At 68.8% G+C, this 12,872-nt stretch carries 15 protein-coding genes and 1 riboswitch; of the genes, 6 read left to right on the top strand and 9 right to left on the bottom strand.

The window, feature by feature from the left end; all coding sequences use genetic code 11:
* Both A5702_RS16560 and A5702_RS16565 read right to left on the bottom strand, forming a co-directional pair.
* The coding region (locus tag A5702_RS16560) for an MFS transporter (protein ID WP_197506578.1) at positions 1–745 on the bottom strand (745 nt) is incomplete at its 3' end.
* Positions 746–809: 64 nt separating this feature from the next.
* Positions 810–1,703 carry a lipase family protein gene (locus A5702_RS16565; RefSeq protein ID WP_231965074.1) on the bottom strand — a complete coding sequence of 298 codons (894 nt, stop codon included), beginning with the start codon at positions 1,701–1,703 and terminating at the stop codon, positions 810–812.
* A 234-nt stretch (positions 1,704–1,937) separates the two neighbouring features.
* Here A5702_RS16565 and A5702_RS16570 point away from each other — a divergent pair, with 234 nt between their 5' ends.
* The 3 genes from A5702_RS16570 (at position 1,938) to A5702_RS16580 (ending at position 5,314) form a co-directional block, all read left to right on the top strand.
* The gene (locus A5702_RS16570) at positions 1,938–3,005 is read left to right on the top strand and encodes an amidohydrolase family protein (RefSeq protein ID WP_068222002.1); all 1,068 of its coding nucleotides are present in this window, start codon (positions 1,938–1,940) and stop codon (positions 3,003–3,005) included.
* Positions 3,006–3,118: 113 nt separating this feature from the next.
* A riboswitch (cobalamin riboswitch) is annotated at positions 3,119–3,325 on the top strand.
* A gap of 232 nt (positions 3,326–3,557) precedes the next feature.
* Entirely contained in the window at positions 3,558–4,838 is a 1,281-nt protein-coding gene (locus A5702_RS16575) for a PPE family protein (RefSeq protein WP_068222004.1), read from the top strand.
* A gap of 74 nt (positions 4,839–4,912) precedes the next feature.
* The gene (locus tag A5702_RS16580; protein WP_055403461.1) at positions 4,913–5,314 is read left to right on the top strand and encodes a phage holin family protein; all 402 of its coding nucleotides are present in this window, start codon (positions 4,913–4,915) and stop codon (positions 5,312–5,314) included.
* A gap of 3 nt (positions 5,315–5,317) precedes the next feature.
* On the opposite strand, the gene A5702_RS16585 is transcribed toward A5702_RS16580, so the two are convergent.
* From A5702_RS16585 to A5702_RS16610, 6 genes are all read right to left on the bottom strand, one after another.
* Complete coding sequence (locus tag A5702_RS16585; RefSeq protein WP_068222006.1) at positions 5,318–6,100, bottom strand: enoyl-CoA hydratase/isomerase family protein; 783 nt, start codon at positions 6,098–6,100, stop codon at positions 5,318–5,320.
* Positions 6,097–7,068, bottom strand: a complete 972-nt coding sequence (locus A5702_RS16590; protein WP_068222008.1) for an FAD-dependent oxidoreductase — start codon at positions 7,066–7,068, stop codon at positions 6,097–6,099. The genes A5702_RS16585 and A5702_RS16590 overlap by 4 nt, the downstream gene beginning before the upstream one ends.
* 49 nt (positions 7,069–7,117) lie before the next feature.
* Positions 7,118–7,684 (bottom strand): hypothetical protein, encoded by a 567-nt coding sequence (locus A5702_RS16595; RefSeq protein ID WP_156669655.1) that lies wholly within the window; start codon positions 7,682–7,684, stop codon positions 7,118–7,120.
* A gap of 71 nt (positions 7,685–7,755) precedes the next feature.
* Positions 7,756–8,250, bottom strand: coding sequence for an SRPBCC family protein (locus A5702_RS16600; protein ID WP_055402329.1), 495 nt, complete (start codon positions 8,248–8,250; stop codon positions 7,756–7,758).
* Positions 8,250–8,879: a nitroreductase family protein gene (locus A5702_RS16605; protein WP_068222010.1), complete on the bottom strand. Its 630-nt coding sequence runs from the start codon at positions 8,877–8,879 to the stop codon at positions 8,250–8,252. Before A5702_RS16605 ends, A5702_RS16600 begins: the two co-directional genes overlap by 1 nt.
* 13 nt (positions 8,880–8,892) lie before the next feature.
* A complete protein-coding gene (locus A5702_RS16610; protein WP_055402325.1) occupies positions 8,893–9,375 on the bottom strand; it encodes a carboxymuconolactone decarboxylase family protein in 483 nt (160 codons plus the stop codon).
* Positions 9,376–9,504: 129 nt separating this feature from the next.
* On the opposite strand from A5702_RS16610, the gene A5702_RS16615 reads away from it, so the two are divergent.
* Genes A5702_RS16615 through A5702_RS16625 form a run of 3 tightly spaced genes read left to right on the top strand, consistent with a single transcriptional unit; the run spans position 9,505 to position 12,370 of the window.
* Positions 9,505–10,194, top strand: a complete 690-nt coding sequence (locus tag A5702_RS16615; protein ID WP_231965075.1) for a hypothetical protein — start codon at positions 9,505–9,507, stop codon at positions 10,192–10,194.
* Between the two features lie 7 nt (positions 10,195–10,201).
* On the top strand, positions 10,202–11,641 hold the full coding sequence (locus A5702_RS16620; protein ID WP_068222014.1) for a class I adenylate-forming enzyme family protein: 1,440 nt from the start codon (positions 10,202–10,204) through the stop codon (positions 11,639–11,641).
* Between the two features lie 15 nt (positions 11,642–11,656).
* Complete coding sequence (locus A5702_RS16625; RefSeq protein ID WP_068222016.1) at positions 11,657–12,370, top strand: hypothetical protein; 714 nt, start codon at positions 11,657–11,659, stop codon at positions 12,368–12,370.
* On the opposite strand, the gene A5702_RS16630 is transcribed toward A5702_RS16625, so the two are convergent.
* Positions 12,356–12,872, bottom strand: a 517-nt coding sequence (locus A5702_RS16630; protein ID WP_197506583.1) for a nitronate monooxygenase, incomplete at its 5' end; no start/stop codon positions are given. The genes A5702_RS16625 and A5702_RS16630 overlap by 15 nt on opposite strands.

Here is a 12,872-nt window from a genome sequence, read left to right on the forward strand (position 1 = left end):
TCGACGTCAGGAAGGTCGGGTAGACGTCCTGGGTGCCGTGGCTCATCCAGTTAAAGGCCGTCATCAGCAGCACCAGGTAGAAGAACCGGCGGATGATCGCCCCGTCGCGCAGCACGTCCCGAATCCTGGTGCTGGTCAACTTCATTTGATCCTGGGCGGCCTCCCACACCTCGGACTCCTCGACCCGGTACCGGATGATCAGGCTGACCAGCGCGGGGATGATGCTCAGCGCGAAGAGCCACCGCCACGACAACCCGAGCCAGTTCATCACCACCAGCGAGGCGACGCTGGCCAACAGGTAGCCGAATGCGTAGCCCTCCTGCAGCAGCCCGGAGAAGAACCCGCGCCGCTCGACCGGAACCTTCTCCATGGCCAGCGCGGCCCCCAACCCCCATTCACCGCCCATGCCGATCCCGTACAGCAGCCGCAGGATCACCAATACCGTGAAGTTGGGCGCGAACGCGCACAGGAAGCCGACGACGGAGTAGAACATCACGTCGACCATCAGCGGCAGCCGCCGTCCGACGCGGTCGGCCCACAGCCCGAACAGCAGGGCGCCCACCGGACGCATGATCAGGGTGGCCGTGGTGACGAACGCGACCTCGGCCTTGCTGTGGTGGAAAGTCTTGGCGATGTCGGCGTAGACGAGCACGACGATGAAGTAATCGAACGCGTCCATCGTCCAGCCCAACAACGCGGCGACGAAAGAGTTTCGCTGGTCGGCGGTCAACCGTTGTGTGCTCACGTCAGCATCGTTGCCTACGCGGCGCGGGATGGCGAGCCTTTCTGTCCGCGCGGCGTTGCGGCACTCACCCCACCAGCCTTTGCAGGCCGCGCTGATAGGCCTTGAGGCTGTGCCGCCACCCGGGTCCGATCCCGCCGCTGTCGACGTAGATCGCGCTGCCGGCGTGTTCGTAGGGGCACGGCGGTAGCGGCGGGATGATGTCGCAATAGTTCACCACTCGTGAGCAGGAGGCGATGATCTCGTTGAACGCCGTGACGAAATCGCCGAACCCGGCCTTCGGACCGGCGAAGGTGATGAGGCGAGGCGCGAAATTCGGCGGGATGTTGACGAAGATGTCGGGCGCCCCGATGACGGCGAGCGCCCCACCCAGGCTGTGCCCGATTATCAGGAGGTTGTTGCACCCCACGCAGGCGGCGGCGAGGTTGGCCACGATGCTGGCGCGGACCATGCGGTAGACGGCGTGAAAGCCACTGTGCACGTATCCGAATTTGGGAACGAATCCATACGGCGTGGGAATGATGTCCAGGTCCGTGAGGACGTCGTCGAGGTCGGCGGTGCCGCGAAACGCCAGGAACGCCGTCTGGGTGGACGGGCTATTGCCGATAATGCCGAAGATGTTGTCGCGCAGCACCATTTTCGCCGCCACGGGATGTTGATTGGCCAGTGCGGCCGCGAGCACACGGTCGCCCTGGATCAGCGCGGTCGCTTGATATCCCGGCGGGAGATTCAACGGGAGGCCCGACATCGCGTTATATGCGGAAAAAGCCAACGGAATGCCCACATTGAGCGCGAAAGCGGGATCGAATCCCGGCGGCGAAGGCTGGGTAACCACGCCCACCGGGGCCGCGTTCGCTTCCACCGGGAAGAGCCATGGCGCGAGAATTACGGATCCACCCAGTAAAGCCGTCTTGGTCACGAAGTCTCGCCGCGCCATTTCCCGCGAAGGAGAATCGCTCATCGATTTCCTTTCTAGGTATGACATGAATACGGTAAGGGGACAAACCGTCGTCGACCTGAACCGTTGTACTTCTGTCACTCTTTTGAAATCGGCGCGAGCGCGAGCGAGCCGAAAGCAGATCGCCGATAAGCATTTCGGGTCACGGGTTCATCACGGACGGGCGAAGGAGCGCGGGCCCGACGCGTCCGCCCAAGCCATTTCAACTTCCAATCCGCGAGAGTAAGTTGCGGATACATGCGCATCATCGACGCCGACGGACACGTCGCCGAGAACTCCTCGCTGGCAATCGAAGCCATCAAGCGGTGGCCGGAGCACGTCAAGCCCAGCACCGACGGGCGAATGCGGTTGACGTTCGAAGGCCGCAACTATCCGGAGGATCAGGGCCCGGGTGCCGGGTGTCCGCCCGAGCATGGCATCAGCAAGGCGCCCGACATCAATTGCCGGTCGACCGAAGGCGTGCTCGGCGACGCCGACCGCGACCACATCGACACGATGGTGCTGTACCCCAGCCTGGGCCTGTGCGCCCCCAGCCTCGAGGATCCCGAGTTCGCGGCGGGATTCGCCCGGCTCTACAACCAGTGGATCGCGGATTACTGCGCCCCGTCGGGCGGCCGACTGAAGGGCGTCGCCGTGACTCCGATCGAGCACGGCCAGGCGGCGATCGACGTCATGACCGAGGCGAAAGACCTTGGGCTGGTGGCAACCCTGGTCCCGCCGGCGCTCAAGACCCGCAACCTCGACCACCCCGACCTCGACCCCTTTTATGCCGCCGCGGTCGACCTGGAGATGCCCCTGGGCATTCACGGCGCCCCGGGCATTCACCTGCCGAAGATCGGCGTCGACCGCTTCACCAACTACATTCAGGTGCACTGCATCAGCTTCCCGTTCGACCAGATGACCGCCATGACGGCGCTGGTGTCCGGCGGCGTCTTCGAACGGCACCCGCGGTTGCGGGTCGCGTTCCTCGAGGCGGGCGCCGGTTGGGTCCCGTTCTTCATGGATCGCCTGCACGAGCATTACGAGAAGCGGGGCGACTGGGTCGAGCGCGGCTGGCGGCGCGATCCGCACGAGTACTTGGCGGCGGGCAACATCTGGGTCACGTGCGAGCCCGAGGAGCCGATCCTGCCCGGAGTCATCGATGTGCTCGGCGCCGACTTCATCATGTTCGCCAGCGACTACCCGCATTGGGACGGCGAATGGCCGGAAAGCACCAAGCACCTGCGGACCCGCGCGGATATCAGCGAAGAGGCCCGCGAAAAGATCGGCGGGTTGAACGCGCAGCGCTTCTACAACCTCAACTGATCAGTCCGGATCGGCTTAAGCCGTTGGGTTGCATTCGATTCAGCGGATTCTCAGGCCACCGAAGCTGCGGTAATGTGCAGTGCGCAGCTGGTTTGCCAGGGTCGCAATTTGACACTCGGCATCGAGCGGCGGGCGCTGTCGGAGGCCCGTCGCGAGAGGGAACCCGGTGGGAATCCGGGACTGTCCCGCAGCGGTATGCAGGAACGACCGCCGTCAATGGCACTGGTCCTTTCGGGGACCGGGAAGCGACGGCTACTAGGAGCACCGTTCTCGGTGCGTGCCTGCGAGTCCGAAGACCTGCCAGCCGTGCCGGGCGCGCCGCGTCCGGCGTGCGCGTCGCCTCGTGGATTGGGCCGATGGCCGCAGCAGGAACTGGCGTGCCGATTCGTCGGTGCGCCGGTCGGCTCTGCGGCTGAACGCCCGGTGGGCGACGAGCATCCCGTCGCACAAAGGACGTTCGATGACACTACCTCTGTTCAACACGAATCACGTTGCCGTATTTGGCTTTAGCCGCACCGTGCTCGCCGGGGCCGAGCGGATGGGCCGGTGGTCATGAGCGCATCGCTGGATTTCGGCTTGTTACCGCCCGAGATCAACTCCGGGCGCATGTATTCCGGAGCGGGCTGCGCCCCGATGCTGGCCGCCGCGGCGGCCTGGTCGGGGCTGGCAACCGAGCTGCGGTTGACGGCGCTGGCCCACAGCTCGGTGATCGCGGCGCTCGGTGATCAATGGCACGGCCCGGCAGCGATCTCGATGGCCGCCGCAGCCGCACCATATGCGGCGTGGTTAACCGCGACCGCCGCGCAGGCTGAGCAGGCCGCCGCGCAGGCCGTGGCCGCGGCGACGGCGTATGAGACCGCCTTCGCCGCGACCGTGCCGCCGCCGGTGGTCGCGGCCAATCGGGTCCTGCTGACGAAACTGATCGCCACCAACTTTCTGGGACTGAACGCCGGCGCCATCGCGGCCACGGAAGCTCACTACGGCGAGATGTGGGCGCAGGACGCCGCCGCCATGTATTACTACGCTGCCGATTCGGCGGCCGCGTCGGCGGTGACCCCGTTCGACCCGCCGCCGCGGACTGCCGATCCGGCGGGGCCCGCCGCGCAGGCCGACGCGGTCACCCGGGCCGCCGACACGTCGGCCGCGGCGAACGCGCAGACGGCGCTGTCGCAACTGCAGTCCGCGGTGCCGGCCGCGCTGCAGAGCCTCGCCGCGCCATCCGTCCCGGAGTCGTCGGGGCTGATGGATTGGCTGGGAATGGGCGGTGCGGACTTCTTCAGCCCGAAGGGAATTCTCGGTTTCCTGGCCGGCACGGACGGCTCCCCGCTGGGGGCCCTCCTCAACAGCAACTTGTTGAACACCCTGTCGTCCGGGTTCTACATGCCGGGCAACTACCTGGGCACGATGACGGATTTCGCCGGCATGGCGAGCGCCGGGGGAGCCGCGGACGCGGGTGAGGCCGCGGCGGCCGGATCGCTCGAAGCCGGGCCCGCGTCCACGGTCGCCCCGCTGGGGTCAACGGGTCTGGGCGGCGCGGTGACGGCAAGTCTGAACCAGGCGTCCTCGGTGGGCGCCCTGTCGGTGCCGTACGGATGGACCGCCGCCGCGCCGGAGATCACGCTTGCCGCCCAGGCGCTGCCCGGCCTTGGCGCCGTCCCCACCGTCGCGGCAAGCGCCGAGGGAAGCCTGCTCGGCGAGACGGCCCTCGCGTGCATGGCGGGCCGCGCGATGAGTGGCGCGAGCGTCGGGGGACGCCCGGCGGGCGGCGCGGCCGCCCAGCACCGCCCCCTGCCCGTCGTGATCGTGAAACCACCCCCGACGTCGACCGGGTGAACCGACTCCTGGGCGGCTGGGTCGCCGAGCACGGCGCCTACCCGCGAGGGCGGCGGGGTGGCAGGATCTCCCGCATGGGCCCCTTTCTGATTCGCGCCGCACTGACCGGGTTTGCGCTTTGGCTGGTCACGAAGTTCGTCCACGGGATCACGTTCGTCGGCGGGGACACGAGGCTGCAGCGGGTCGGCATCATCTTCGTCGTCGCCGTCATCTTCGGTCTGGTCAATGCGTTCATCAAGCCGATCGTCCAGTTCCTGTCGATCCCGCTGTACATCCTGACCCTCGGCCTGTTCCATGTCGTCGTCAACGCGCTGATGCTGTGGATCACCGCGCGGATCACCGAGCACACCACGCACTGGGGCCTGCAGATCGACCATTTCTGGTGGACGGCGATCTGGGCCGCGATCGTGTTGTCGATCGTGAGCTGGCTGCTGTCGCTGGTGCTTCGCGACGTCGGCCGCCGCACGCGCGCTTGACGTTCAGCGGCCCCGCCATCGCGGCGGTCGCTTCTCGGCGAAGGCCCGCGGCCCCTCCTTGGCGTCCTCGGTCTCGAAAATGCGGTCGCTGTGCCGGGTTTCGTTGTCGTAGGCCGACGCCAGGTCGAGCGCCAGGCCCTCGACGGCGGATTGTTTCGTCGCGGAGACCGCGAGCGGCGCGTTCGCCGTGATGCGCTCGGCGTACTCGTACGCCGTCTCCATCAGCCGCTCCGGCGGGACCACGCGATTGATCAGCCCCATCGCGAGGGCCCGGTCCGCGTCCACCATGTCGGCGGTCAGCAGCAACTCCATCGCCAGGGGGTAGGGCATCTGCCGTGGCAGCCGAACGGTGCTACCGCCGCCCGCGAACAGGCCCCGCTTGGGCTCCATCACGGCGAATCGTGCGGCGGGCACCGCCACCCGAATGTCGGTGGAGCTCAACATCTCGAAGCCCCCCGCGACGCAGGTGCCGTTGATCGCGGCGATGATCGGCTTGTAGACCGGGAAGCGGTGCAGGACGGCGTGAATGGCGTCGTCCTTGTTCCACCCCTCGGGCTGCGGCAGGTCGCCGGTGAGTTCGGGGATGAACTTCTTCAGGTCGGCGCCGGTGCAAAAGTCCTGTCCCACACCGGTGATCACCGCGACCCAGGCGCTGGTGTCGTCGCGGAAGGCCGCCCACGCGTGGGCCAGGTCGCGGAAATGCTCCATGTCCAGCGAGTTGCGCGTCTCCGGCCGGTTGATCGTGATGGTGGCGACGTGCGCGTCGAGCGTGTAGTCGATGCTCACGGCGTCCCCCGCGCACCGGCCAGGCGGACCACGTCCCGCGCGCAGCCCCAGGACAACGTCACACCGTTGCCGCCGTGCCCGTAGTTGTGGATGCAGCGGGCCCGGCCCAGCGGCTCGGCCTCGACCCGCACCGAGGGGCGGCCGGGACGCAGCGCGGTGATGACCTCTATCACCTCGGCTTCGGCGAGTCGCGGCTCAATCTTGCGGCAGCGGTGCAGGATTCGCTCCGTCACGTCGGGATCCGCGGCGGTGTCCCAGCGGTCGGCAACGCTCACGCCGCCGCACACCACGCGCCGCGGGTGGGGGAAATAACAGGTCCACTCCGGGCCGCCGTCGATCTCGACAAACAGTTGCCGCAGACCGGGATTGGTGAGCACGACGTGCTGGCCGAACAACGGCCGCACGGTGTCGTCGCCGGTCAAGGATCCCGCGGCCAGACCGGTGCAGTTGACCACGATCGGCGCGGCGTCGGCCGCCTCGGCCAGCGACCGCACCGGGCGCTCCTCGATTTCGCAGCCGGCCGCGGCCAGCCGCCGGGTGAGGTAGTCGAGGTAGGACGGCATGTCGATCATCGGCAGGGTGGCGCGAAAGCCGTTGCCGAAACCGTCCGGGAGGTCGGCGGGGTCGGCCGGGTGCAGGTCGGGAATCAACGCCGCGGCCGCCGACATCGACTCGGTGGCAGTCAATTCGCCGACGGCCAGCGCCGGCGCCAGCTGGACGCCGGAGCCGGGATCGTTGGCGAGTTCGCGGAACACCCCCAGCGAGTGTCGGGTCCAATCCAGCGTGTCGCCGGCACGTTCCGCGGGCCGCGGCGGCAGCCATACCGCGCCGGCCACCTTCGACGTCGTGCGCTGGGGTGTGGCGGCCGTCCAGACCCGCACCGGCCAGCCGGCCTCGGCCAGGCACACGGCCGACGTCAGGCCGCTGACCCCGGCACCGACGACGACGATCTGTTGCGCACTGGCCACGGCGCCACCGTAGCGAATATGGACCGGCCGCGGAGCCGGTCAGGACCCGTCAGGAATGCGGAGGGGGCTGCTGTCCGCCCTGGCCACCGAGCAGCCCGTTGAGGATGCCGAGCGTGCCCTGCACGCCGGCGGGCGGCGTCGTGGGCGGGAGCGCGGCGTCCGGGGTCAGCTGCCAGGGCTGGCAGCCCGACGTCTTGAACGCCTTGTCGGTCGGGTCGATCTGCACGACCTGAGGCTTCTTGCTCATCGCGTTGTCGATGATGTTGCCGTCGGGATTGCCGGTCCGCTTCCAGTAGCAGGTCCCGTTGTCCAGGGGTCCGCCCGAGCTGTAGATGCCCGGCGCGATGTCGGTACCGACGTTGTAGATGCCGTCTTTGTCCATGGTCGTCTTCGGCGCCGGTGCGGCGGCCGGAGTGGCTCCCGGCGACGGCGCCGGTGAGGCCGACGACGGCGGCGGCCCGGGCGGGGGCCCCTGCGACGCGGCCGGCGAAGGCGACGGTGCCGGCGTCTGGTCCGGATCGGCCCAGGCGACGCCCGCCGACGCGGTCCAGCCCGCGATCATCAGCCCTGCGACGGCCAACCGGACCGCGGTAGGTGCACCAGCCTCAATCCCCATAGCACGCAAGCGTACCGGGGTGAGCAGCTTAAATCACATAATGCGTCGTACGCGGGTGGGCTCGGGGGCCGCTAATCGAGCCGCCGCACGCGGCCGGCATAGCCCAGCGCGTGCTCGTAAACCTTGAGGTTGTCGCGGGAAATCCGCGCGTGCACCGGCCGTTCGAGCAGGAAGCGCAGGACCGGGTTATAGGCGTGGTAGGTCTCGTGGAACGTCAGCACGGTGGTCCCGTCCGGCTGCTCCTCGAGGCGGTGATATCCCTCGGCGCGCGACCACAGCGGCGCGCCGACGGCCACGTAGCGCGAGAGCCGGTTGGTTTCGGCCTCCGTGACCGTTTCCCAGGACCGCGCCCTGCCCCCGGAAAGCAGGTACTTGGGCACCTCGAAGACGCAGGTGCGAACCAGCCCCTCGCCGGCTTCGTTGCCCTCGTTGAGGATCTCCATGCTGCCGTTCGGCCAGGTGAGCACCCGCGGTCGCGGCGCGTCGGGCGGCGGGGGCGGATGCAGCACCCGCCACACCTTCGCCGGGGGCGCGTCGACGTGGAATCGCACGGTGTAGGACTGCATCAGCCGTCTCCCCAGCTGTCCCAGAACGTGACCGTCTCCGCGGGCGGCCGCGCGGCCGGCCGGAAGTCGGTGCCGACGGTGTAGGCGACCGGGAACAGCGCGGCCTGCGTGACCGTGTCCGGAATGCCAAGCAGCTCGGCCACTTCCCGCTCCTTGGCCAGGTGCATCGTCGTCCACACCGATCCCAGGCCACGGGACCGCAGGGCCAGCAAGAAGCTCCAGCCGGCCGGGATGATCGACGCCCAGGCCGACGCGGCGATCAACAGGTTGGAGTTGTCGATGCGGTTCGCCAGGCACGGGATGACGTGGACGGGAACCTTGCCCAGCGTGTCGGTGAGGCTCAGGGCACTGGCGTACACCCGCTGCGTTTGCGGGTCGGACGCCTCCTTGGCGGCGTAGGCCAGGTACTCGGCGCCGACGCTGCGGTAGATCTCGGCGATGGCGGCGCGCTTGTCGGCGTCGGTGATCACCAACCAGCGCCAGTCCTGGGTGTTGCTGGCGGTGGGCGCCTGCATCGCGAGCCGGATGCATTCGAGGATCACGTCGCGGCCGACCGGCCGGTCCAAGTCGAGGCGCTTGCGCACCGAGCGGGTGGTGCTCAGCAGTTCGTCGACCGCGGCTAGGTCCATCCGGCGTTCCTCACTAGAGATCGATTGCGCACGACTGATCGACACCCAGGACGCTCAACGAGCGCCCCAGGCCCAAAAACACCGCCACGCACAGCGTGAGGTCGAGGATCTCGGGGTCGGAGAACGACTCGCGGAGCCGCCCGAAGAAGGCGTCGTCCAGCGACGCATGGTCGGTCGCGAACCGCTCGGCGAATTCGATCGCGAGCCGCTGACGCGGCGTGTAGCCGGGGTAGGTGGCGTACGCGGCGACGTTGTCGTACAGCTCCGGCGCGACGCCGGCGTCCAGCACGGACTGGGCCCGGAACCCGGAGCACGCCGCGCAGTCGTTGATCTGCGCGATGCGCATCCTGGCGAGCTCGCGCTCGTCGGCCGGCAGAACGCTCTGCTGGTATGCGCCGCGGATCATCCGCTCCACCATGTCGCCGAGTTGCGGCCGCAGCGTCCAGATCATGGCGGCTTCGCCGCCCGGGCCATCCGGCACGTTCAGACGGGCCATCGGCGACTCCTGCCCGGTGAGGTAATTACTGAGTCGAGCAAACCAGTTCGCCACCCGGCTGTCCAGGGCGCAGTGGCGCCGCCGTAGACCCGGCCACGCGTTCGGAGTTACCGTCTCGACGTGCTGTTCATGCACGAGGTGCACAAGGTGCGCGGCCGCTGCGAAGACGACTTCGAGTCCGCGTTCCGGCGGGGCTGGCTGCCCATGCTCGCCGCCGGTGACGACGCGCGGCTGCTCTGGTACGCCGACCATGCCCCGGGCAGCGGTCCGTCCTACACGGTCGTGACCGTCACCGCCGTCCGGGACGGAACGGCGTGGGAACGCCTGGCGCTCCGGGTGCAACGCGGCGACCTGCAGTCGTGGATGCGTGAGCTGGACGAGCTGCGCTACGACGTCGAGGCGAAGCTGCTCGCACCGCTGCCGTGGTCGCCGCTGCAGGACATGCCGTGGGCGGACGTGCCGGTCGACGGGCGGGAGCACGAACTCAGCCTGTACATGGAAGACACCATGTGGCCGTACCCGGACAAGTTCGAGGAGTACATCGAACGCAGCGGCGACGTGTACGCCCAAAGCCTGCAGCGGCCGTCGTCAATGCTGTTGATCCAGGCGGCTTTTCAGCCCGCGCTCGGCAGCCACCTGCACCGCGAGGTCGTCCTGATGCAGCGCATTCGGCGGCCCGAGCAATTGCTCGAACTGCTGAAGACCCCGATTCCGCCCGAATACCGCGCCCCGGGCACCTGGATACACGACGCGCTGGACCTGCGGGACCAGTGGACCAGCCGGCTGCTGCGCACCTCCGCGTGGTCACCCCTGTACTGAGCCGGCGATGAATATTTCAACGATGCTCGAGGCGGCCGCGACGGGCGATCCCGCCCGCGTCGCGCTCATCGTCGACGGGCGGTCGATCGGTTACGGCGAGCTGGCGGCGACCGTGCGCCGGTGCGCCGCCGGCCTGGCCGACCGCGGCGTGACGCCCGGCCAGCGCGTCGCGGTGGTCGACGGCGGGAGCGTGCTCTCGATCGCGACGGTGCTGGGGGCGGCCCGCATCGGCGCGGCGGCCGCGCTGATGAACCCGGCGCTGACACCGATTGAGTTGCACGGGCTTTTGACGGGTGCGGGGTGTGGCGAGGTGGCCGTCGCGGGGGAGCCGTACGCCGACCGGGTCCGCGACGCCGGTGCGCCGACGGTGGTGACGGGCGCCGAGCTGCTGGGCGGCGTCGGCCCCTCGGCGCCGCCCGCTGACAACGTCGAGGGCGATGCCCTGGTCCTGTTCACCAGCGGCACAACGGGATTGCCGAAGGCCGTCGCGATCAGCGACCGGCAGCTGGCCAGGCGGATCGAGGGGATGGCGGCGCCGTTCCGGGCCGACGCCAAACCCTCGGTGGGCATGATGTGCGTTCCGTTCTTCCATGTCGGCGGCTCGCTGGGAATATTGGGCAGCCTCTACTCGGGCAACACGTCGGTGATACAGCAGCGATTTGACGCCGGCGACTGGTTGCGCCTGGTGTCGGAACATCGGGTGACCACCACGTTCCTGGTCCCCACGATGTTGCAGCGCATCCTCGACCATCCCGGCTTCGCCGACGCCGATTTGTCCTCACTGATCGCCGTCGCGTACGGGGCGGCGGCCGCGCCGGTCGAGCTGGTGCGCCGGGCGATGGCCGCCCTCCCGCACGTGGCTTTCGCGAACGTGTTCGGCCAGACCGAGACCCTCGGCGCGTACACGACGCTGCTACCGGCCGATCACCGCGATCCCGCCCGGGCCGGATCCGTGGGCCGGCCGCTGCCCGGGGTCGACGTGCGCGTCGTGGACCCTGAGACCGGGCAAGACGTCGAGACCGGAGCGGTCGGCGAGTTGTGGGTGAATACCACCCAGAACGTCACCGAGGGCTGGCTGCGCACCGGTGACCTCGCCCGCCGGGATTCCGAGGGGTACATCTTCCCCAGCGGGCGGCTCAGCGACACCATCAACCGTGGGGGCGAGAAGTTCGGGCCGATCGAAGTCGAGGAAGCGCTTCGTTCACACCCGTCGGTGCGTGACGCCGCGGTCGCCGGAATCGCCGACGACGAACTCGGGCAGCGGGTGGGGGCGGCGGTGGTCACTCGCGGCCCGGTGACCCTCGAACAGCTGCGAACGCACTGTCGTGAGTCGATCGCCTACTTCAAGCTGCCCGAGCGGCTGGCGATCGTCGACGACATCCCCTACAGCTCGACCGGCAAGGTCAACCGTCGCCGGCTGGCCGCGCTGATCGCCGAACAGGCTTGACCGCAGAGAGTTTCGATGCTTTTCCTTCACGAGACGCACAAGGTGGTCGGCGCCCGGCAGGACGAATTCGAGGCCGCCTACCGCGAGGGCTGGATGCCGACGCTGGCCGAGGGGGACGACGCCCGACTGCTCTGGTACACCAATCACGCCCACGGGTCCGGGCTGTCCTACAACGTGGTCACCATCACCGGCATCGTGGACGGCGCCGCCTGGGAAAGGCTCGCGCGCCGGACACAAGACGGCGACCTGCGGCCCTGGATGCGTGAGCTGGACAACCTGCGCCACGAGGTGACGGGCAAGCTCCTGCTTCCCGTCGACTGGTCACCGCTGCAAACGGTGGACCTGGCCACGGTGCCCACCGACGGTGCGACCCACCCGCTGAGCCTGTTCATGGAAGACACCGGCTGGCCCGACGCCGCGCTCGATGACTACATCCGGATGTGGGACGAGATCTATTACCGGCTGCTGTCCAAAGCCCCGAAAGAGAGGCGGATCCTCGATATCCAGGCGTGCTTTCAGGTCGCGCACGGCAGTCACCGCCGACGAGAAGCGATGCTGTGGCAGAAGATCGAGGACTTCAACAACTACGCCGCGCTGGTCCACCTGCTGACCACCGAGACGGCGCCCGAGCACAAGCGACCCGGCAGCTACATGGTCGAGGCGCTGAAATACCGCGATCAGTGGGAAAGCCGCCTGCTGCGAACGTCGGACTGGTCACCGCTGTACTGAGGCCGGTCGGTTGAGGATCCGGGCGGCCTGCTCGACCATGTCCGCCACGATGTCGGCCGCCGGCCGGACCTGCCGCAGCAGCCCCACCCCTTCGCCGACGAGAATGGCTGCGGTATCGAAATCCTCTGCGGCGACCGCCTTTTCGTAGGCGGCCACCGCTTCGGGCAGCGCGGAAGAAAGCCGGTCCTCGTTGCCGTGCCAGGTGCCGAGGAAGGTGTTGCCCAGCGCCCGCGCGTTGTAACCGTCGGGCCAATCGAGCCGCCGGACCAGGTCAAAGGCGCGGGTGCGGAAGGTGTCGTCGCCGCTGGCCGCCAGCGCCCGCTCGTGGGCGCGGGGCGACACCAACGCCTCCGGGGAGGCCCAGAACCTGGTGCCCACCAGGGCGCCGTCGGCGCCGAGCGCCAGCGCCGCCGCCAGCCCCCGGCCGTCGGTGACGCCGCCCGCCGCCAGCACGAGCGTGTCCGGTGAGCGTGCGGCGACGAGGTCGGCGACGTCGGGCACC

Source organism: Mycobacterium sp. E3339, assembly GCF_001666915.1.
Classification (GTDB): Bacteria; Actinomycetota; Actinomycetes; order Mycobacteriales; family Mycobacteriaceae; genus Mycobacterium.